Raw genomic sequence first — 20608 nt, forward strand, 5'->3', positions numbered from 1 at the left:
ACGGAAGAAGCGTTCGATGGACAGGTGGTGGGAGAACGCTGCTCCTCCGCATACCCGCATGGCGTCGTCGGTGACGGCCAGGGCGGTGTCGTTGGCCAGTGCCTTGACCCCGAGGACGTAGAGCGGAGTCTGCTCGTCGGGGGCTGCGATGCTGGCCGCCGCGGCACGCAGGTAGGCGGTCGCGGCCTCCAGCTGCAGCGACATGCGGGCCAGGCGGGCGCGGATGGTGGGCAGCTCGGCGAGGGTCTGGCCGGTGTGCTGGAGGGTCGCTCCGCTGGTGTGCCGCACGGCGGCATCGAGTGCGGCACGGGCCAGACCCAGGGAGACGGCCGCGTTGCCCAGGTTGAACCAGGGCATGACCGTCTCGGTCATCAAGGTGAGTCCGCTGCCGGGCGCACCGAGGCGCAGACTGTCAGGGACTGTCATGTCGAACCGCATCGGTGAGGACGCGTTGCCGCGCAGGCCCAGCCCCTGGAAGGTCCCGGTGACGGCAACGCCCGGGGCGTCCGCCTCGATGGCGTACAGGTCGACGGTGCCCGCCTCGTCGGCGGAGAGCACGGACGTGACGTAGATCTGTGCGTGTCCGGCGGAGGTCACCCAGCTCTTGTCGGCGGTGAACCGCGCCTCGTGGCCGCCGTTGCGCTTCGCCTGGGAGATGGGCGCCCAGAAGTGCGAGCGGGAGCCGGGCTCGCTGAACGCCAAAGTGGCCAGTGCCTTGCCCGTGGCCAGGTCGCCCGGCAGGGCCGGCATCCCCGGTGGGGGTGCGGCGAGTACCGTCATGGCGCCGCTGACGTGCATCAGGTAGACCATGGCCGCCGATCCGCATGCGCCCGCCAGCTCGTCTGTGACCTGGGCGAACTCCTCAGGGCCGGCTCCCAGACCGCCCTCCCGCTCGGGCAATGTCAACCCCAGCAGGCCGGACGTGCCCAAAGCCGCTACCGCCTCCTTGGGGAACCGGCCCTCCGCGTCAACGGCGGGCGCGTGCTCCGCGGCGGCGGCCAGAACCGGCTGCAACAGGCTGTCGAGGTTCATGCGGGATCGTGCCTTCCCGTGACGGGAGTGGGGGCGGCCGGGCTGTCGGGTATGGGAGCAAGGCCGAGGGCGAGCAGGCCCACCGCGAACCCGAGCAGCAGGGCCACGGTGGAACCGTCGCCCCCGAGCAGGTTCGCACCGGTCCAGCCGATCTGCACCAGCTGCAGGACGGCAGCCGCCAGGAAACCCGCCCCGGCCAGGGCGATCAGCGAACGCACCCCTGAGAGACCCGCCGCCACGGCCGCCGCGGCCAGGAGCAGCAGCACCAGAGTCCCGGCATCACCCAGCGCGACGAGCCCCCAGGGCGGGCCGTCGGCGATGGCCAGGACGCTGCTCACCGCAGCGCCAATACCCAACCCGACGGCCGTCCGGCCGATCGCGGATCGTTGAGTCCGCATCGAAACACCCCTCTCTTTCAGGACGCCGCGAGCAGCAGCCGCGACAGCCTGCTGCCCCGCTGCCGCCATACGGGGCGCAGGGCGCCGTCCACGCCGTAGGCGCGTCCCGCTGCGGTGGCCAGCAGCGCCAGGTGCACGGCGTACATCAGGAAGTACGACCAGAACCACTCGTGCGGGGTGTTCAGCACGGAGAACAGGATGGCGGTCGTCTGGACCAGTCCGACCGCCGCCCAGAAGCGGGTGGCCAGGCCCACCAGCAGGAACGCGCCCAGGCAGGCCTCGATCGCGAAGGCGCCCCAGGCGAACACCGCGAAGTTCGGAATGATCACATGCTCGACCAGCCACGCCCACGGGGCGAAGACCTCGTTGTCGACCCCTTTCAGGGTCCAGGCGTACAGGTCCTGCGGGGGGTCGCTGTCGTTCCCAAAGTCCGGCGGGCGCTTCCAGGAAAGGTTCTGGATCCACAGCAGACCGACCACGACGCGGCACACGGCCAACAGCACCCGGGAGACGCGGGACGAGCTCAGCGGCTCCGGCTCCGGCTCGGGAGCCGAGGACCGATTGGTGACGGCCATGCCGAACGACCTCTGATCTTGTTCCAGGAACTCAGGGAGTCCTCTGCCGTACATCCATCGACTCACGTCGGTACCCGCTCGGCAAGCCGCAGGGGCTTGTGTCGTCCCGGCGTGCACACGGGCAGCAAGGCGCAGCATCGCCTAGCGTCCCCGGCATGCGTGTACTGGTCACCGGAGGCGCGGGATTCATCGGCTCACACATCGTGACCGCGCTCGCCGCGCGCGGCCATGAACCCGTCGTCCTCGACGCACTGCTTCCCACGGCGCATACGGCCGTCCCCACGGGGTCCATGGTCGTATACGGAGAGGGCCGCTACGACTGCGAATGCGACGACCAGCGCCGCGTACTCACCCCCGATCGTTGACCACCGCTGCCTGCTCCTAGGCCGCGGCTTCTGTCCGGGCGCCTTGGCTCGTGTCACCGGTACGCCCCGTTCACGTCGCGGCCAGACCGGCAGCGGGTCACGCTGGGATGGCTCGGGGATCAGACCAGGCCGACCGCGGATGAGGAGGGACCGGGATGCCGACCTTGCCCTGGATCGCCACGCCGGCCGCAGCCGGCACAACCGGGTCGCTTCCGGACGAGGTGCTGGTCCTGGGTTCGCGCCTGCTCCTGCGCCGTGCCCGGGACATTCCGCGCTTCATCGCCGCAGCCCAGGCCATTCGACGTCAGGTCATGGCGGCCGACGGGGCTCTCGGCCTGTCCCTGCGGGCCGAGCCGTTCGCCAAGACCTTCTGGACACTCTCGGCCTGGCGTGACCAGGAGGCGCTGGACTCGTTCGTGGAAGCCCTGCCGCACGAGCGGACCATGAGGGACTTCCACCTCCGGCTGCGCGATCCGGTGTTCGTCGCCTGGACTGTGCCCCGCAACGCTCTGCCGGTCGACTGGTCCGATGCCGTAAGCAGGATCGCCGGACACGCACCCCGATGATCCCGAACTTGCCAGAAAGCCCTGGATGTGTGGTTTGGGTGAGTACGGTGAGGGGGTGACCGACCCGGATGCGACGACGGTGGACGTCGTCTTGCCGTGCCTGGACGAAGCCCGCGCCCTGCCCTGGGTGCTGGAGCGCATCCCGCCCACCTGGCGCGCGATCGTCGTCGACAACGGCTCCAGCGACGGTTCCGGCGCGATCGCCTCCACGCACGGCGCCACGGTCGTCTACCAGCCGGAACGTGGCTTCGGCGCCGCCTGCCAGGCGGGGCTGCTCGCGGCGGAGGCCGAGTTCGTCTGCTTCTGCGACTGCGACGCCTCCCTGGACCCCGGGCTGCTGCCCGCCTTCGTACGGGAGGTGGCCGCCGGGACGACCGATCTGGTGCTGGGACGACGTCGGCCGCAGGGGCACGGCACCTGGCCCCTTCACGCCCGGGCCGGGAACCTGGCCCTGTCCCGGATGATGCGCAGGCGCACCGGACTGCGGCTGCACGACCTGGGGCCCATGCGCGCCGCCCGGCGTGAGCCGCTCCTCGGCCTCGGGCTCACCGACCGGCGCAGCGGCTACCCCCTCCAGATGGTCGTACGCGCGGCCGACGCGGGCTGGCGTGTCAGCGAAATCGACGTCCCCTACCTTCCGCGGACAGGGAGGTCGAAGGTCACCGGCACCTTGCGCGGTACCTGGCAGGCGGTGCACGACATGCGCGCGGTACTTGCGGAGCCACCGCTGACCGCCCCCGCATCCGGTGGGGCGGGTGCGCGGTGACCACGCTGCTCATCCTTGCCAAGGAACCGGTGCCCGGGCGGGTGAAGACCCGGCTCACTCCGCCGTACACGCCCCAGGAGGCGGCCCTCCTGGCCGAGGCCATGCTCACCGATTCCCTGCACGCCATGCTCGCGGCCCCCGTACAGCGGCGTCTGCTGGTCCTAGAAGGCGCGCCCGGCTCCTGGCTGCCGCCCGGCATCGATGTCGTGCCGCAGGGGCGGGGCCGGCTGGACGAACGGCTGGCCGCGGCCTTCGGACTCTGTACCGGTCCCGCCGTCCTGATCGGCATGGACACCCCGCACGTCACCCCCGCCATCCTCGCGCCCGCACTGGCCGAGGACGCCTGGCGGACCTGCGACGCCTGGTTCGGCCCGGCTGAGGACGGTGGTTTCTGGGCACTGGGACTCGCCGAACCCGATCCTGCGCTGCTACGCGGAGTGCCGATGGACGTATCCGACACGGGAACCCGGCAACGGCGGCGGCTGACCGAGGCCGGACTGACGGTGCGCGAACTGGAGGTGCTGCGCGATGTCGACACCGCAGCCGACGCGCTGGCGGTGGCCGCCGAGGCCCCGCACACCCGCTTCGCCTCCACCCTGGCCTCACTGACACAGGCCGGGCCGCGATGACCACCAACGTCACACCGCGACCACGCCCGGCAGGCGCCCCGGTACGCCGATGCGCCCCTATCGGCCCGACACGCACCCATGACCCGCCACGACGGTTCGATGCCGCCCGCCGGTCGTTGGAACGGTGCGCGCGTCACACACGCCGATCGAGAAGGACGCCAGCTGCGAACCCGTGATCAACCCGCCTGCCGTCCGCACCGGGACGCCCTGGTAGGCAGATCTCGCACATAGCACGGCAAGCCGTCATTCTTCTCTCACCTCCTCGGAGTTCCCGGTTCCGGGGTCGCCATGATCACTCCCATGCGCTGAGAATCCACGTGGACACCAACCAGTGTTCGTTGACAGCATCCGCACGTCTGTTCCCAACTTTCCAGGATTTTCTAGGAGTTGACAGCGTGCAGAGACCAAACGGGGTAGTCGGCCGGTCCCGTGGACCGGTACGAAAGGCCCTGCGTAGCGGGGGTGTGGCTGTTCCCCTTGCCCTGATTCTGCTGGCCCAGGCGGGCAGCGCGGCAGTCGCCGCTCCCACCGCCGGCGCTGCGGATTTACGCTCGGCCGGGCAGGGCAGTGCTGTGCGCAGTGTCCAGGACCGTGAGGAGACCGCTGCCCGTCTGACCGCGCAGGCGCAAGGGCGCCGGATCGAGGTCGTGGAGGCGCGCACGGAGAGCACCTCCGTGTGGGCGAATCCCGACGGGACGATGTCGGTGGAGTCCTTCGCCGCACCTGTCCGCTACCGCGAGAACGGCACCTGGGTGCCGGTGGATGTCTCTCTCGTGAAGGACTCCGATGGTTCGGTGCGGTCGAAGGCGCACCCCCGTGGTCTGAAGCTGGCCGGGCGCACCGGTCCGGCGGGCGGTGACCTGGTCACGCTCGGCAGTGGCGACCAGGCAGTCGCCTTGGGCTGGCAGGGCTCTCTGCCCGATCCGGTTCTGGAGGGCTCGAAGGCCACGTACCCCGACGTGAGCGCCGGCACCGATCTGGTGGTCGAGGCGACCCGGACCGGGTTCGAGCAGTACCTGGTGGTCAAGGACCGTTGGGCGGCCGGGCAGGCCGCTTCGTTCACGCTGCCGGTGCGGGCCAAGGGCCTCAAGGTCGGCCAGGGCGCGGATGAGACGGTCACCTTCACCGATGCCAAGACGGGGAAGACGGTCGGCCAGTTGCCGACGCCCTTCATGTGGGACGGCTCCCGCGACAAGTCCGGCCGTGAGGGCGCCAAGCGTGCCCCTGTCGACCTCGACGTCGTACCCCGGGGGGAGGAGTTCGACCTCAAGGTCACCGCGGACAAGGGCTTCCTGGCCGCCGCGGATACCCAGTTCCCGGTCACCATCGACCCCGCGGTGTACTTCGGCACCAACTTCGACACCTTCGTCCGCAACGGCGACACCGCCGATTTCTCCGGCGGCATCGGGCTGAGCGTCGGCCGGGAGTGGCAGCGCACCGAGGCCCGCTCCTTCATCAACTTCCCCCGGCACTCCTCGGTGACCGGGCAGGACATCCTCAACGCCGAGCTGAATCTGTTCGCGACGTGGTCGGACTCCTGCGAGCCCCGCTCGTGGGAGATCTGGGACACCGGTACCGCCTCGGCGGCGACCCGCTGGAGCACCCAGCCTGCCTGGCGCTCCAAGGTGACGGCCTCCACGCAGACGCACGGGCACGGCGACTGCGGGCCGCGCTGGCTGTCGGAGGACATCACCCCGCTGGTCAAGCAGTGGTCCCAGACCAGCCGGACCGTGGACACCATCGGGCTGCGGGCCACCGACGAAGCCGACTACAAGTCCTACAAGATCTTCGCTTCCGCCGACGCGCCGGCGAACGCGCCCTCGATCCTGGTGACGTACGAGGCTCCGGCCGACCCGGTCAAGGACCACGTCGTCTACTGGAACGACGTCCTGCAGGAGACCTACCGCCAGGTCGGAGGCGCGCCGGGCCCGCTGGCCCGAGCGGGCGCCATGATGCACGGCGCCGTCTACGACGCGGCCAACTCCGCGCGCTGCGCCGAGGGCGCCACCAAGTGCCTGGGTGACCCCTACCTGGTCAAGGCGAGCGCGGCCACCAGCGCTGTGCCGGATGTGAACAGTGCCATCGACCACGCTGCCTTCGAGGTTTTGAAGTCGCTCTACCCGCAGTACAACTTCGACGACGAGATCGCCGCGGCGCGCTCCACCATTCCGGCTGCCGTCACCGCCGAGCAGCGCGCGGCGGGCACCGATGTCGGTCAGAAGGCCGCCGCCGCGATGATCGCGAACCGGCAGAACGACGGCTCGGCCGCGGCCGCCCCGTACACGGGCAGCACAGTTGCCGGGAACTGGCGTCCGACCGGAACCGGGAACGGCGCCACCCCGGAATGGGGCAAGGTCAAACCCTTCGGCATGGCCTCCAGCGCGCAGTTCCGCCCGGCCGGCCCCGCCGGTCACACCGTGATGGACACCCTGCTCAAGAGCCAGCCCTACACGGACCAGTTCAATGACGTGAAGAGCCTGGGCGGAGCGACCTCCACCACCCGTACGGCCGACCAGACCAAGGCCGCGCTGTTCTGGGCCAACGACCTGGACCTGACCTACAAGCCCCCGGGCCAGCTCTTCGAGCACACCCAGATCCTCTCCCGCCAAAACGGCCTGACCGTCGCGGGCAACGCCAAGCTGTTCGCCCTCACCGCGTTCGCCATGGCCGACGCCGCGGTCACCGCCTGGGACGCGAAGTACCAGACCGACATCGACCTGTGGCGACCCGAGAGCGCCATCCGCGTGGACGGCGACGGCAACCCGAACACAACCGGCGACGCGAACTGGCAGCCACTCTCCCAGGACCGCAACGGCAACCACTTCAGCCCTGCCTTCCCTGCGTACATCTCCGGCCACGCCACCTTCGGCGGCGCCTGGGCCAAGGCCATGCAGGACTGGTTCGGCACCGACCAGATGAGCTGGACCGCCACCACCGAAGACCCCAATGCCCTCGGTGTGACCCGCACGTTCACCACCTTCTCGGCCGCGGCCACCGAAAACGCCGTCGGTCGCGTCTGGCTCGGTGTGCACTATCGCTGGGACGGCACCGACGGCGTCAGCGCCGGCAGCAAGGCCGCCGCATACGTGTCGGCCAACAAGCTCAAGGCCAACACCGCCGCCACCTGGGTCAAGTACGAGGACCTCAACAACCGCGCCGGCTGCGAGGCACAGGGCAAGCGCCTGCTCGCCGAACACCGCTGGACGGCCTACCAGTGCACCCAGATCCAGGCCCCCAGCCCCGACCACACGCTCTACGTCAAGTAGCCCGCCCATGACAAGGAGAGACACCACCATGCGTGTGAGATACACACCCCGGACACGTGCCGGGCGGGCCGTTCTGGCCGTCGTAGCAGCCCTCGCGATCGGCGCCGCCGCAGCGCCCCTGTCCAGCGCCGTCTCCGGACCGGACACCCAGTCCGCGGCCGCCCGCAACGACGGCCCCAACGACCGGCTGCTGCGCACCCCCGAAGCACCTCGGATATCGGACGGCCCCTACGCCGGATTCCAGGTCTGCGGCGGCGGCATCAAGCCGGTCGTCACCAGCGTTTCGCCGACGCTGGCAGCCACCCTGGAGTCGGTGGCCCCGCCCGGCACCGTCGAAGACGGCACAGAGACCGGCCCGCGCCGGAAGGTCGTCTTCGAAGTCGACGCCGCCGACGGCAAGCCGGCCGTGCGCAAGCAGCTGACCAGTGACAACAGCCACGACGCGGGCTTCCAGCTACCCGAGGGCAAGCTCACCGAAGGCGAGTACCGCTGGCGGATGAAGGTCAAGGACGGCTCCGCCGTCTCCGAGTGGACCGCCTGGTGCGACTTCACCGTCAAGCGCGCCTGACCAGGCATGTGACCCGCACCTGGTGAACCTCGCCGCGCCGTGCGGACCGCGGCCCGCCGACTACACGTCGGCGGGCCGCTGCCGTTGCCGCTCTGTCAGGCCTTGGCGAGTGCCGCGGCGCCGAAGGAGACGTTGAAGCGGTCGCACCAGATGCTCACGCTCGTGTACTGGGAGAGGTCCACATCGGCGGGAAGGACGTAATTCTGGTCGCCCTTGTTGCCCTTGAGCTTGCCCAGACTGACGTACTTGCCGTCATCGAAGACCTCCCAGCCCGCCTTGCCTTCCTTCACCGGAGCATCGGTCAGCCACACGTGCAGGTCGGGACCGTTGCTGGTGTCGAGGTTCTCCAGGCGCAACGTGTGCGAACCGTCCGCCAGACGGACGATCTTCACTGTGCCCGTCGTGGTGTGCTCATGACTGATCAACTGCCCCGTAGAGACCGTCCGGGGCTCAGGCTGCGCCGGCGGCGATGTCGAACTCGTACCGGACGGGGGCGGCACAGTCGGCGCGGTCGCTGCTGTGGAGGGCAGGGCCTCCTGCACCGTCTCGTCCTGCCACAGCTTCCAGGGCTGAAACAGGTACATGCCCACGCCGATCACAGCGACCGCAACCACCGCGACGGCGAGAACAACCGGCCTGCTCGATATCCATCCACGCGCCATAAAACGCCTCCCGCAGCATCAGACTCCCGCCCGACATTAGACGGCATCCACCACCGGCGTGAGCTTTGATCCAGACTCCGGACCGCCCCCTGGGCGGACCAAGGCCGACTTCGCGGTAGGTGCACGGCAGCGGCCTTACGGTTCGGTGACGTCAGCCGGCCGCGTCCTCCCGTCGTTCGGTATCGGCGGTGCGGCGTACTCGGCAGGCGTCCAGGTGTCGCATCGCCATCGCGACGGCATCCCTGAGCGGAGTCGCGTCGTCGTGGAGGCGGGCCATCATGATGCCGCCCTGGATGGCGGCCATCACGGCCCGTGCGAGCCGCGCGGGATCGGCCTCGGGATGCAGTTCGCCGCGTTGCCGCAGCTTCGTCAGCCCTCGGGCGAGGTGGGACTCCCAGGTCGTGTACGCCGCTTCGAGCTGCCCGCGCAGTGCGTCGTCCCCGTCCAGCTCGCCGGCCAGCTTGCCGAGCGGGCAGGCGTGCGGCCCGCTCGGGCCGAGCCGCAGGGCCACGAACTCCTCGGCCCACGATTCGAAGTCCGCCCAGGTCTCCAGGGCGGTCAGGTGCGGCTGGAGGGCGAGTGTGTGCTCCAGGTGCCAGTCGATGACCGCCTCGGTCAGCCCCTGCTTGTTCTTGAAGTAGTGGTACAGCTGCGACTTCCCCGCGCCGCTCGCCTCCAGCACCTGGTCGAGTCCGGTGCCGGCCACGCCCTGCCGGTACATGAGATCCCCGGCCGCCCGGATGATCGCCGCACGGGTCCGCCGGCCCTGCTCGGTGCGCGGCAGCGGGCGGGGCGCGACCGGACCGGCCGCCCCGCCAAGATCGTTCCCTTGCCTCTGCATGTACCGAACAGTACAGTCAATGTGTTGTACCGATTGGTACAGACTTGCTGGGAGGGATTCGACATGCCCGAAAACCGGATCGTCATCGAGAATGCGTACATCGCCACTGTGGACGCGCAGGACACTGAGATCGCCTCAGGGCATCTGGTCGTCAACGGCAACCTGATCGAGGCGGTGGGTGCCGGTCCCGCCCCGGGGCTGGAGGGTGTCGTTCGCCGGGTGGACGCCGCAGGCCACCTGCTCACTCCGGGGCTGGTCAACACCCATCACCACTTCTACCAGTGGATCACCCGCGGCCTGGCGCAGCAGTCCGACCTCTTCGGCTGGCTCACCCGCCTCTACCCGACCTGGGCCCATCTCGACGCCGAGATGAACCACGCTGCCGCCCTCGGCTCCGCGGCGGCGCTGATGAAGTCCGGCTGCACCACGTCCATGGACCACGCGTACGTCTTCCCGCGCGAGGGAGGCGATATCCTCGCGGCGGAGATCGAGGCGGCCCACGCACTGGGGCTTCGCTTCCAGCCCACCCGGGGTGCCATGGACCGGGGCCACAAGGACGGCGGCCTGCCGCCGGACAACTGCGTCGAGGACACCGACGAAGCCCTGGCCGCGATGGAAACGGCCGTCGACCGCTGGCACGACCCGTCCTTCGGCTCGATGCTCCGCATCACCCTCGCACCCACCTCCCCCTTCTCCGTCACGCCACAACTCCTGCGCGGGGCGGCGGAACTGGCCCGGGCCAAGGGTGTGCGCCTCCACACTCACGGCTCGGAGACGGTGGAGGAGGAGAAGTTCTGCCACGAGCTCTTCGGCATGGGCCCCACCGACTACCTCGAATCGGTCGGCTGGCTCGGCGAGGACGTGTGGATGGCGCACTGCGTCCACATGAATGACTCCGACATCGCCAAATTCGCGGCCACCGGCACCGGCGTCGCCCACTGCCCCTCCTCCAACGCCCGCCTTGCCGCCGGGATCGCCCGCGTCCCGGACATGCTCAAGGCCCGCGTGCCCGTCGGCCTGGGCGTCGATGGAACCGCGTCCAACGAATCCGGCGAGCTGGGAACCGAACTACGCAACGCCCTCCTCGTCAACCGCCTCGCAGCCGGCCCGGACGCGCTGACCGCCCGCTCCACACTCCGCCTCGGCACCATGGGCGGAGCCCAAGTCCTCGGGCGCGAGAACGAGATCGGATCCCTGGAGCCCGGCAAGCTCGCGGACCTGGCCCTCTGGAAGATGGACGGCGTCCTGCACGCGGGCATTGCCGACAAGGTCGCCGCCCTCGTCCTCGGCGCGGCCGCCCCCCTCGCCCTGCTGCTGGTCAACGGCCGGCCTGTGGTGGAGGACGGCCTGCTCACTGGCAAGGACGAAGGAGAAATCGCCCGCAGCGTCACCGCCGCCTCGGCCCGCCTTACGGAGAAGGCGCAGCGTCTCGGAGGCTAGGGGCTCAGCGGGCGACCGTGGTGAACGGCGTCACCAGCGGCCCTTCGACGTCCACGTCGAGCGCCTCGTTGACATAGTTCGTGGCCGGCCGGAGGACCGGGTAGTGCTGGCCGCCACCTGACGGGGCTTGGCCGGCCTGCTCAGTGGCCGCCGCGCTGCGGAACCTGCCTCGCAGCGGCGGGACCGCGACCCCAACGTTCACGGGTGATCGCCGCGGCCGGCCAGCCGTCACCGTACCGACTGGGGGACCGGCCGGGGCCCGGGCACGCCGTCCGGAGCCGGTGTGCGAGTCTGGGACGGCGATCCTTCCTCCCCGCCAGGAGTCAGCATGTTCCGCCGTCCCGGGCCCCGGCCCGCGTCTCCGCTCTTCGCCTTCGGCGCCGTCCTGACGGTCGCCGGTGCCGTGCTGTATGCCATACCCGGCCCGGGCACGCCGGTGCTCGCCCTCGGCGCGCTGATCCTGGCCGTCGCGACAGGGCTGTGGCTGGCCGCTCGGCAGGGCTGACCGCCGCCTCAGCGCCGGCGCTTTCGCATGGCACCCTGATGCCCGTGTCAAGAACGCGTACGGGAACTCGCGTCGGTAACGGGGGAGGGTTCGTGGAGAGCCGGGAGATACCGGAGGAGTTTCTGGCGGGGTACGCCGAGATCCTGCTGAGCAGCGGTGCGACGGGTCGTCGGCTCACGCGGGACGAGCTGGCGGACCGCCGGGCCCAGGGGGAGCGGGCCGCGGAGGCGGGGTACGGGCTGCGCGGGCTGGTGCGCGCGCACCTGACCGCGGCAAGGGAGCTGCCGGGGCCGATGGCGGGCGCCGCGTTCGGGCACCTCCTCGGGGTGGTCGAGCAGGCGGTGGACGCCTTCGCGGAGGGCTACGAGCGTGCCCAGGGGCAGGCGATCCGTCAGGAGGAGGCCGCCCGCCGCGAGTTCATCGACGACCTGCTGTACGGGCGGAGCGACCTCGGGCGGCTCGCGGAACGGGCCGCGCGGTTCGGGCTGCGGCTGTCGCAGGCCCACGCGGTGGCCGTGGCCCAGGGCCCGGAACCGTACGGGGACGGCTATCCCGTGGCGCGCGGCATCGAGACGGCGGTTTTGGCCCGGTTCGGGAACCGGCAGATCCTGCTCACCACCAAGGACGGCCGGCTGATCTGTGTCGCGCCCGGCGACCAGCCCGAGATCCTCGCCTACTTCGCCAAGCAGGCGCACGCCGCGACCGACGGCGGTCGGGTCGCGATCGGGCGGGCCCACCCGGGCGCAGGGGGTGTCGTGCACTCGTACGAGGAAGCGCTGGGCGCCCTCGACCTCGCCGAGCGCATGGACCTGGAGGGCCCCGTGCTCCGGGCGGCCGACCTCCTGGTCTACCCCGTCCTGACGCGCGACCGGGAGGCGATGGCGGATCTCGTGGAGAGCGTGCTGGGGCCGCTGCGCCAGGCCCGCGGGGGAGCGGGGCCGATGATCGACACCCTCACCGCGTACTTCGACACCGGATGTGTGGCCACCGAGGCGGCCCGCCGCCTGTCCCTGAGCGTGCGCGCCCTGACGTACCGGCTCGAACGCATTCACACCCTTGCGGGCGTCGATCCGACGGACCCCGCCCACCGGTACACGCTGCAGACCGCTGCCATCGGCGCCCGGTTGCTGGGCTGGCCGGACGGCGATGGCAGGGAGCGGAGCGGCGTTAAGGCACCGTAAAGATTGCCGGTCACCGGCAATGTGAACGGGCAGGCACGCGGGGCAGGATGAGCCGCGGCCGCCCGAAGCGGGCGGCCGACGGTGACGGCATCCAGAAGGGGGCGGACGCGTGGACGAGTTCATCGGTGCCGCTCGCGGCTTCCCCACTGTGGTGTTCACCGCCGCCCTGGTCGTCGTCCTCGGTTTCTGGCTCCTGGTGCTCTGCGGGATCTCCGAGCACGACGGCTTCGACGCCCGTGTGGGCAGCGCCGCTTGGGGCATCAGCGGTGTGCCCGTCGCGGTGTCGGCTTCGCTGCTGATCGCCGTGGCCTGGTTCCTGAGCCTTTCCGGCTCCGTACTGCTGGCCCGTACGGGATGGCCCGGCGTGCTGGTCCATGTCTTGGGAGCGGCGCTGCTGTTCGCCTCGCTCTTCCTTTCCTGGCGTGTGACGAGGCTGCTCGTACGGCCTCTGGCCAAACTCCTTCCCGATGAACCTGGGCCGTCTCGGCTCGACTTCGTCGGTCTGACCTGCGTCGTCCGCACGGGGCGGGTGGACGCGGGCTTCGGCCAGGCCGAGGTCAGGGCCGCGGACGGCTCCACCGCGCTCGTCCAGGTCCGCCAGCACGGCAGCGATCCGCTCACGCTCGGCAGTACCGCGCTGCTCTACGCGTACGACGACGCGGGCGAATTCTTCTGGGCAGCGCCCTTCGATGAGGCGCTCGACCCGCGCAGCTGACCGCTGCCCCTTCTCGGCTGCCCCTTCTCAGCTTCGACTTCTCACGTGGGGATTCCTCATGGATGCCATCTCATTGGGCCTTGGCACGCTCGTCATCGTCGTACTCGTCGTCGTGGTCGCCACTCTGATCGTGCTGACGCGGCTGTTCCGCAAGGTCGAACAGGGCAAGGCCCTGATCGTCTCGAAGATGCGGAAGGTCGATGTGACCTTCACCGGGCAGGTCGTGCTGCCGGTACTGCACAAGGCCGAGATCATGGACATCTCGGTGAAGACGATCGAGATCTCCCGGACCGGCCGGGACGGTCTGATCTGCAAGGACAACATCCGGGCCGACATCCGTATCTCGTTCTTCGTCCGCGTCAACAAGACGGTCGAGGACGTCATCAAGGTCGCCCAGGCCATTGGTACGCAGCGGGCCTCGGACAAGGCGACCCTGCAGGAGCTGTTCAACGCCAAGTTCTCCGAGGCGCTCAAGACGGTCGGCAAGCAGCTCGACTTCACCGACCTCTACACCATGCGCAACGAACTGCGCGACCGCATCATCCACATCATCGGCACCGATCTGAACGGCTACAGCCTGGAGGACGCGGCGATCGACTACCTGGAGCAGACCCCGCTCTCCCAGCTGGACGCCGGCAACATCCTCGACGCCCAGGGCATCCGGAAGATCACCGAGCTGACGGCCATCGAGAGCGTGCGCACCAACGAGTTCCGCCAGCACGAGCAGAAGGAGCTCACCCGCCAGAACGTCGACGCCCGCGAGGCCATCCTCGAACTGGAGCGCCGCCAGGCCGACGCGGAGATCAAGCAGCGCCGCGAGATCGAGACGGTGCGGGCGCGGGAGGAAGCGCAGACCGCGAGCGTGGTGGAGGAGGAGCGGCTGCGGGCGCAGAGCGCCTTCCTCAAGACGGAGGAGCAGCTCGGCATCCAGCGCGAGAACCAGGCCCGCGAGGTCGCCGTCGCGCAGAAGAACCGCGAGCGGGTCATTGCCATCGAGAACGAGCGCATCGAGAAGGACCGCCTGCTGGAGGTCATCGCCCGGGAGCGGGAGACCGCTCTGAGCCGGATCGCCGCAGACAAGGAGGTCGAGACCGAGAAGCGGGACATCGCCGACGTGGTGCGCGAGCGGATCGCGGTGGACCGTACGGTCGCCGAGCAGGAGGAGTCCATCAAGCGGCTGCGCACGGTGGAGGAGGCCGAGCGGACCCGGCAGGCGATCGTCATCGGCGCCGAGGCCGAGGCGCAGGAGAAGCTCGTCAAGGACATCAAGGCCGCAGAGGCCGCCGAGCAGGCGGCCGTGCACCGGGCGGCCGAGGAGCTCACCCTCGCCGAGGCCCGCAACAAGACCGCCGACCTCGACGCCCGCGCCAAGATCCGCCTCGCCGAGGGCATCCAGGCGGAGGCCGCCGCCGAGGGCCTGGCCGCCGTCGCCGTACGGGAGAAGGAAGCGGACGCGATCGAGAAGACCGGCCGGGCCGAGGCCGGGGCCACGACAGCACGGCTGAAGGCGGAAGCCGACGGGGCCCGCGAGATGGCGCTGGCCGAGGCGACCGCCATCGGCGAGAAGCTGAAGGCGGAGGCCGAGGGCCTGACCGAGAAGGCGGCGGCGATGGCCGCCCTGGACGAGGCCTCGCGCAGCCACGAGGAGTACCGGCTGCGGCTGGAGGCCGAGAAGGAGATCCGGCTCGCCGGGCTGGACATGCAGCGGCAGGTCGCCGAGGCGCAGGCCACCGTGCTGGCGAAGGGGCTGGAGAGCGCCGACATCAACATCATCGGCGGGGAGTCGGCGTTCTTCGACCGGATCGTCGGCGCGATGTCGATGGGCCGGGCCGTGGACGGGTTCATGGACAACTCCCAGACCGCCCGCACACTGGCCGGGCCCTGGCTCGACGGCACCGCGTCCTTCACCGGGGACCTGACGAAGGTGCTGGGCTCGGTCTCCACCTCCGACGTGCAGAACCTGACCGTGTCCGCCCTGCTGATGAAGCTCATGCCGACTGGATCGGGGCAGCTGGACGAGCTGATGGCCAAGGTCCGCCAACTGGGGCTGGCCGACCTGCCGGTATCCGAACTGGCTGGGCAGAACGGCACCGTCATCAACGGCGCCACCAAGAGCTGACCGCCACGGGGGTGCGGTCACGTTCCGGAGCTGCCGCGGAGGGGGCGGCGGCTCCGGAAACGCACCACTTCGCATACGAGGGAGCTGGACACATGACCACGGACGCGGCGATGGACGCGGGCACGTACGAGGTGCTGCGCGACCGGCTGGCGGCGCAGGCCGGCGAGCTGGCCCGGCGGGCCGAGGCCCTGAACGCCGCGCGGATCGCCGAGTTCGGGTCGACGGAGCTCTCCCTCGCGGGCTCCGGGCGTTTGCGCACCGAGGGCATGCCGGTGGTGCCCCGCGATATCGTCGCCGTCGGGGACTTGCTGCTCTTCGGCTACGGCAGATCCGCGGGCTCGGGTGCGGAGCGGGCCGTGCCCGAGGTCTTCGCCCTGTACGACCGAGACCTGAACCCGCTTCCCGAGGACGCGGCACCCGGTCTGCTCGACGACCCGGCCTTCGTACGGGAATTCGGCGCTCTCCACCGCTACTTCCAGGGCGCGAGGCTCCTGCAGCTCCGCCGTGTCGACGGCAAGCTGCTGGCCGTCTTCCAGACCGGTGAGCAGGCCGAGGACATCCGCGTCCTGCGCTGGTCCCTCACCCCGTCCGGCGAGGCGCGCTTCCTGGACGCCCGGGGCGAGCGCGACCACGTGTTCCCCCGTGCGCACGACGTCGAGTGGACGCAGACGACGCGCGAGGACCACATCCTGGGCCGGTACCCGCACGTCTCCCTCGGCGGCCGGCTCTTCGTTTCCACGGTCGGCGGGGCACTAACCGTCAAGACGGTGAACGACACCGAGGCTGACGAGGGCATCCACCGCGAGCCGGTCCACGAGCCGCTCCAGTCGCTCGCCGACGCCGACATCGTGTATGCCACCGTGGGCCCGCTGGTCCTGCTGCGGATCCTTCCCTACAAGGAGGAGACCAGGCGCCACCTGGTCTTCAACTCCGTCACCAACACCGTGGTCCGCCTGGACGGCATGGGCCAGTCCTGCCGCCGGCTGCCCGAGGATCAGGGCATCGTCTTCCCGGGTGGCTACTGCCTCGCCTCGGGCACCGTGAAGACCTTCGAAACGGACACCACTGACCTGGAGTTCGAGCGCGCCGTACGTTCGCCCAACGGCGAGGACGTGCTGTACGTCTTCCACGCCCGCGCCCAGGGTCGCGGCCTGCTGCTGCCCTACAACTTGATCCGCAAGGAGGTTGCCACTCCGATCCCCGGCCACGGCCACGCCTTCTTCGACGACGGCACCCTCGTCGTCCTGCGCGCCGAGGGCGCCGAGCCGGCCCGGACGCACCCGGTGCAGATCTGGCGCACCCCGTACGTCGCCGACACCCACCCGGTGGCCACCGGAGACGGCCCGCTCGGCCGGATCGGAAACGCCGATCTGGTGCGGGGCATCGCCGACTGCCTGTCCATCGCCCGCCAGGCCACGGAGACCGGTATCGCCTCCACCGGGGCGGTCTACGAGACCCTGGTCGCCGCCTGCGTCCGGGCCGCCGACCTCCACCACTGGCTGGGCGACGCGGAGGCCGGTGACCTGCGCGTCCCGCTGGAGGAGGTGCGGTCCACCGCCGCACAGGTGCTGGAGGAGTTCGAGACCGTTCGGAACCTCACCCGGCAGGCGGCCGACGCGCTCGCCGAAACGGCCCGGCGGATCGCGGCGCTGGTCCGGCGCATCCGCGGTGAGTCCCCGGCCGGCGCCGAGGAGTGGATCGAGCGCATCACCGAACTGCGCCGCGCACAGGGGCACCTGCTCACCCTCAGCGAGATGCGTTACGCGGACACCTCGGGCATCGAGGTCCTGGCCGGCGACCTGGAGGGCGACATCGCTTCCGCCGCCCAGCGCGCCGTGGCCTTCCTGCACCGTGAGGACGCCTTCACCGACCACCACGCCCAGGCCGAGCAGCTCACCGCCGACGCGGAGTCGATCACCACCGTGGCCGGGGCCACACCGCTCGCCGAGCGTCTGGAGGAGCTGGCCTTCGGGCTGCAGACCCTCGTCGAGGTAGTCGCGGGACTGGACATCGGCGACGCGACCGTCCGCACCACCATCCTGGAGCGGATCGCCGAGGTCCTCGGCAGCCTGAACCGCGCCCGCGCGACGCTGGACACCCGCCGTCGCGAACTCCTCGACCAGGAGGGGCGAGCCGAGTTCGCTGCCGAGTTCGCGCTGCTCGGCCAGGCCGTCACCGGCGCCCTCGCCGCCGCGGGTACGCCCGAGCAGTGCGAGGCGCAGCGTGCCCGTCTGCTGCTCCAGCTGGAGAACCTGGAGTCGCGCTTCGCCGAGCACGACCGCTTCCTCGCCGAGATCGCCGAGAAGCGGACCGAGGTCCACGACGCGTTCTCCGCGCGCGAGCAGACCCTCCAGGACGCCCGCGCCCGCAGGGCCGAGGGCCTCGCCGACTCCGCGCGCCGGGTCCTGGAGACGGTCGCCCGTCGGGCCTCGGTACTGGAGAGCCTCGATGACATAAGCACCTACTTCGCCTCCGACACGATGGTGGCCAAGGTCAGCCGCACCGCCGACGAGCTGCGCCGGCTCGGTGATTCGGTACGGGCGGAGGAGCTGGAGGGCCGCCTGCTGGCCGCCCGCCAGGAGGCCGGACGCGCCCTGCGCGACCGCACCGAGCTGTTCGACGACGACGGCAACACCATCCGCCTGGGCCGCCACCGCTTCGCCGTCACCCGCCAGGCCCCCGAACTGACCCTCGTACCGCACCAGGACGGCCTGGCCCTCGCCCTGACCGGCACCGACTACCGCCGTCCGGTCACCGACCCGGAGTTCACCGCGACCCGCCCCCACTGGGACCGGCTGCTTCCGTCCGAGTCACCCGAGGTGTACCGGGCGGAGTACCTGGCCGCACGGCTTCTTGCCGAGCAAGGCCCCGAAGCCCTTGCCGCCGCGGACCTGCCCATGCTCGTACGGCAGGCCGCCGAAGCCGCGTACGACGAAGGCTACGAGCGCGGAGTCCACGACCACGACGCCACCGCGATCCTGGGTACGCTGCTGCGGCTGCACGAAAGCGCCGGACTTCTGCGCTACCCGCCTCGCGAGCGAGCGGCGGCCACGCTCTTCTGGGCCCACGGCGCGACGGACGGCTTCCGTGACTCCTTCGCCCGCCGCGCCGCGTCCCTCGCCCGGGCCCGCGACACCTTCGGGCTCGCGTCCGCCATCGACGGCCTGCGCGCCGAACTCGCCACCGAGATCGCGCGGTTCGCGGACGGGCAGGCCGATCCCGATCCCGCACGCGCCGCCGAGTACCTCTTCGAGGAGCTGGCCTCCGGCCCCACCGGATTCGCGGTGTCCGCCTCGGCCCGTACCCTCCTCGACAAGTTCCGGCGCAGCGTCGGCACGTCCGCCTACGACGAGGACCTCGCCGCCCTCCCGGACCTGCGCGTACGCCGGCACCTCGTCGAGGGATGGCTCACTTCCTACGCGGCAGCCTGCGGAGAGGACATCGAAGCGGGCGACATCGCCGAGGCGGCCACCGTCGAACTGTGCCGCGACCTTGAGCGCTACGACGCCACCGGAGCAACCACGGCCACCGTCACCGGCCTGCTCGGCGCCCACCCGAGGATCAGCGGACGCTCCCTGGCCCTGCGGCTGGACGAATTCCTCTCCCGCACCACGGACTTCACCGCTCACGCCGTCCCGGGCTTCCGCGCCTACCAGCAGCGGCGCAGCGCACTCCTCGCATCCGAGCGCACGCGGCTGCGCATCGACACGTACCGGCCCCGGGCCATGTCCTCCTTCGTACGCAACCGTCTCGTCGACGAGGTCTACCTCCCCCTCATCGGCGACAACCTCGCCAGGCAGCTGGGCGCGACAGGGGACGCCAAGCGCACCGACAGCAGCGGCCTCCTGCTGCTCGTCTCACCACCCGGCTACGGCAAGACCACGCTGATGGAGTACGTAGCCGAACGCCTCGGGCTGCTCCTGGTCAAGGTGGACGGGCCGGCCCTCGGCCACCACACCACCTCGCTGGACCCGGCCGAGGCCCCGGACACGGCGGCCCGCCGTGAACTGGAGAAGATTGCTTTCGCGCTCGCCGCCGGCAACAACGTCCTGCTCTACCTGGACGACATCCAGCACACCTCGCCCGAGCTCCTCCAGAAGTTCATCCCGCTGTGCGACGCGACCCGCACCCTGAACGGCAACGACCTGCGCGGCAAGCGCTTCGCCGTCTGCATGGCCGGCAACCCCTACACCGAGTCCGGGCAGCGCTCCCGGATCCCCGACATGCTCGCCAACCGCGCCGATGTCTGGAACCTCGGCGACGTCCTGACCGGCAAGGAGGACGCCTTCGCCCTCAGCTTCATCGAGAACGCCCTGACCGCCAACCCGGGCCTCGCCCCGCTGGCCGCGCGCGACCGCGCCGATGTGGAGCTGCTCGTACGGATCGCCGACGGCGACCCCACCGCCCAGCGCGACCGGCTCTCCCATCCGTACGCCCCGGCCGAAGCGGACCGGATCCTCGCGGTGCTCCGCCACCTGCTCACCGCCCGGGAGGCGGTCCTCGCGGTCAATGAGGCGTACATCGCTTCCGCGGCCCAGAGCGAGGAGAGCCGCACGGAGCCGCCCTTCCAGCTCCAGGGCTCCTACCGCAACATGAACAAGATCGCGGCCCGGATCTCGCCGGCCATGAACGACGCCGAGCTGACGGCCGTGATCGACGACCACTACACGGCGGAGGCCCAGACCCTCACCACCGGAGCCGAGGCCAACCTCCTCAAGCTCGGCGTCCTACGCGGCACGCTCACCGAGGTCCAGGCGGCCCGCTGGGCCGAGATCACCGCCCCGTACGTCCGTGCCCAGGCCCTCGGCGGCTCGGCCGATGACCCGCTGAGCCGTGCGGTGGCGGTCCTCGGGCTGCTCGCCGACCGGGTGGCCGCCGTGGAGCACGCCATCACCCGCTCCACCATCTCGCCCGCCCTGCACGCCTCTCGCGAGCAGGACGGCAACCGGCCGTGACCACCGTTCATAGAAGGAGGGGAAG

At 70.6% G+C, this 20608-nt stretch carries 17 protein-coding genes and 1 pseudogene; 12 read left to right on the top strand and 6 right to left on the bottom strand.

From position 1 onward, the window contains the following. The 3 genes from NLX94_RS20285 to NLX94_RS20295 form a co-directional block, all read right to left on the bottom strand. A partial coding sequence (locus tag NLX94_RS20285) for an acyl-CoA dehydrogenase family protein (protein ID WP_254384397.1) occupies positions 1 to 1032 on the bottom strand: 1032 nt, incomplete at its 3' end. Then, positions 1029 to 1370: a hypothetical protein gene (locus NLX94_RS20290; protein WP_254384398.1), complete on the bottom strand. Its 342-nt coding sequence runs from the start codon at positions 1368 to 1370 to the stop codon at positions 1029 to 1031. The genes NLX94_RS20290 and NLX94_RS20285, both read right to left, overlap by 4 nt. 77 nt (positions 1371 to 1447) lie before the next feature. Continuing rightward, positions 1448 to 2005 carry a DoxX family protein gene (locus tag NLX94_RS20295; protein WP_254384399.1) on the bottom strand — a complete coding sequence of 186 codons (558 nt, stop codon included), beginning with the start codon at positions 2003 to 2005 and terminating at the stop codon, positions 1448 to 1450. 155 nt (positions 2006 to 2160) lie between these two features. Between NLX94_RS20295 and NLX94_RS20300 the strand changes: the two are divergent. From NLX94_RS20300 to NLX94_RS20325, 6 genes and pseudogenes are all read left to right on the top strand, one after another. Further along, positions 2161 to 2319, top strand: a pseudogene (locus NLX94_RS20300) (NAD-dependent epimerase/dehydratase family protein); the annotation flags it as partial. Between the two features lie 206 nt (positions 2320 to 2525). Then, on the top strand, positions 2526 to 2936 hold the full coding sequence (locus NLX94_RS20305; protein ID WP_254384400.1) for a DUF3291 domain-containing protein: 411 nt from the start codon (positions 2526 to 2528) through the stop codon (positions 2934 to 2936). 55 nt (positions 2937 to 2991) lie between these two features. Further along, entirely contained in the window at positions 2992 to 3702 is a 711-nt protein-coding gene (locus NLX94_RS20310) for a glycosyltransferase family 2 protein (RefSeq protein ID WP_254384401.1), read from the top strand. Further along, complete coding sequence (locus NLX94_RS20315; protein ID WP_254384402.1) at positions 3699 to 4331, top strand: DUF2064 domain-containing protein; 633 nt, start codon at positions 3699 to 3701, stop codon at positions 4329 to 4331. Before NLX94_RS20310 ends, NLX94_RS20315 begins: the two co-directional genes overlap by 4 nt. Before the next feature lie 572 nt (positions 4332 to 4903). Then, entirely contained in the window at positions 4904 to 7597 is a 2694-nt protein-coding gene (locus tag NLX94_RS20320) for a DNRLRE domain-containing protein (RefSeq protein WP_254384403.1), read from the top strand. A gap of 28 nt (positions 7598 to 7625) precedes the next feature. Next, positions 7626 to 8165: a hypothetical protein gene (locus tag NLX94_RS20325; RefSeq protein WP_254384404.1), complete on the top strand. Its 540-nt coding sequence runs from the start codon at positions 7626 to 7628 to the stop codon at positions 8163 to 8165. Positions 8166 to 8260: 95 nt separating this feature from the next. Here NLX94_RS20325 and NLX94_RS20330 read toward each other — a convergent pair whose 3' ends face one another. Continuing rightward, complete coding sequence (locus NLX94_RS20330; protein ID WP_254384405.1) at positions 8261 to 8827, bottom strand: DM13 domain-containing protein; 567 nt, start codon at positions 8825 to 8827, stop codon at positions 8261 to 8263. A gap of 151 nt (positions 8828 to 8978) precedes the next feature. Next, on the bottom strand, positions 8979 to 9668 hold the full coding sequence (locus NLX94_RS20335) for a TetR/AcrR family transcriptional regulator (RefSeq protein ID WP_254384406.1): 690 nt from the start codon (positions 9666 to 9668) through the stop codon (positions 8979 to 8981). 63 nt (positions 9669 to 9731) lie between these two features. Here NLX94_RS20335 and NLX94_RS20340 point away from each other — a divergent pair, with 63 nt between their 5' ends. Next, a complete protein-coding gene (locus NLX94_RS20340; RefSeq protein WP_254384407.1) occupies positions 9732 to 11108 on the top strand; it encodes an 8-oxoguanine deaminase in 1377 nt (458 codons plus the stop codon). Between the two features lie 4 nt (positions 11109 to 11112). On the opposite strand, the gene NLX94_RS20345 is transcribed toward NLX94_RS20340, so the two are convergent. Continuing rightward, on the bottom strand, positions 11113 to 11310 hold the full coding sequence (locus NLX94_RS20345) for a hypothetical protein (RefSeq protein WP_254384408.1): 198 nt from the start codon (positions 11308 to 11310) through the stop codon (positions 11113 to 11115). A 126-nt stretch (positions 11311 to 11436) separates the two neighbouring features. Between NLX94_RS20345 and NLX94_RS20350 the strand changes: the two genes are divergently transcribed. From NLX94_RS20350 to NLX94_RS20370, 5 genes are all read left to right on the top strand, one after another. Further along, a complete protein-coding gene (locus NLX94_RS20350) occupies positions 11437 to 11613 on the top strand; it encodes a hypothetical protein (protein ID WP_254384409.1) in 177 nt (58 codons plus the stop codon). 92 nt (positions 11614 to 11705) lie between these two features. Continuing rightward, positions 11706 to 12794, top strand: a complete 1089-nt coding sequence (locus NLX94_RS20355; protein WP_254384410.1) for a helix-turn-helix domain-containing protein — start codon at positions 11706 to 11708, stop codon at positions 12792 to 12794. 109 nt (positions 12795 to 12903) lie between these two features. Further along, positions 12904 to 13509: a hypothetical protein gene (locus NLX94_RS20360; RefSeq protein ID WP_254384411.1), complete on the top strand. Its 606-nt coding sequence runs from the start codon at positions 12904 to 12906 to the stop codon at positions 13507 to 13509. 58 nt (positions 13510 to 13567) lie between these two features. Continuing rightward, the gene (locus tag NLX94_RS20365; RefSeq protein ID WP_254384412.1) at positions 13568 to 15628 is read left to right on the top strand and encodes a flotillin family protein; all 2061 of its coding nucleotides are present in this window, start codon (positions 13568 to 13570) and stop codon (positions 15626 to 15628) included. 92 nt (positions 15629 to 15720) lie between these two features. Then, positions 15721 to 20583 (top strand): DNA repair ATPase, encoded by a 4863-nt coding sequence (locus NLX94_RS20370; protein ID WP_254384413.1) that lies wholly within the window; start codon positions 15721 to 15723, stop codon positions 20581 to 20583. The last annotated feature ends 25 nt before the right edge of the window (positions 20584 to 20608 follow it).

Source organism: Streptomyces sp. TBY4 (assembly GCF_024213195.1).
In the GTDB taxonomy this organism is placed as follows: Bacteria; Actinomycetota; Actinomycetes; order Streptomycetales; family Streptomycetaceae; genus Streptomyces.

Coding starts and splice junctions, on each gene's coding strand:
- NLX94_RS20295 (WP_254384399.1), bottom strand. CDS start 2,005: ATGGCCGTCACCAATCGGTCCTCGGCTCCCGAGCCGGAGCCGGAGCCG.
- NLX94_RS20305 (WP_254384400.1), top strand. CDS start 2,526: ATGCCGACCTTGCCCTGGATCGCCACGCCGGCCGCAGCCGGCACAACC.
- NLX94_RS20325 (WP_254384404.1), top strand. CDS start 7,626: ATGCGTGTGAGATACACACCCCGGACACGTGCCGGGCGGGCCGTTCTG.
- NLX94_RS20330 (WP_254384405.1), bottom strand. CDS start 8,827: ATGGCGCGTGGATGGATATCGAGCAGGCCGGTTGTTCTCGCCGTCGCG.
- NLX94_RS20335 (WP_254384406.1), bottom strand. CDS start 9,668: ATGCAGAGGCAAGGGAACGATCTTGGCGGGGCGGCCGGTCCGGTCGCG.
- NLX94_RS20340 (WP_254384407.1), top strand. CDS start 9,732: ATGCCCGAAAACCGGATCGTCATCGAGAATGCGTACATCGCCACTGTG.
- NLX94_RS20350 (WP_254384409.1), top strand. CDS start 11,437: ATGTTCCGCCGTCCCGGGCCCCGGCCCGCGTCTCCGCTCTTCGCCTTC.
- NLX94_RS20365 (WP_254384412.1), top strand. CDS start 13,568: ATGGATGCCATCTCATTGGGCCTTGGCACGCTCGTCATCGTCGTACTC.
- NLX94_RS20370 (WP_254384413.1), top strand. CDS start 15,721: ATGACCACGGACGCGGCGATGGACGCGGGCACGTACGAGGTGCTGCGC.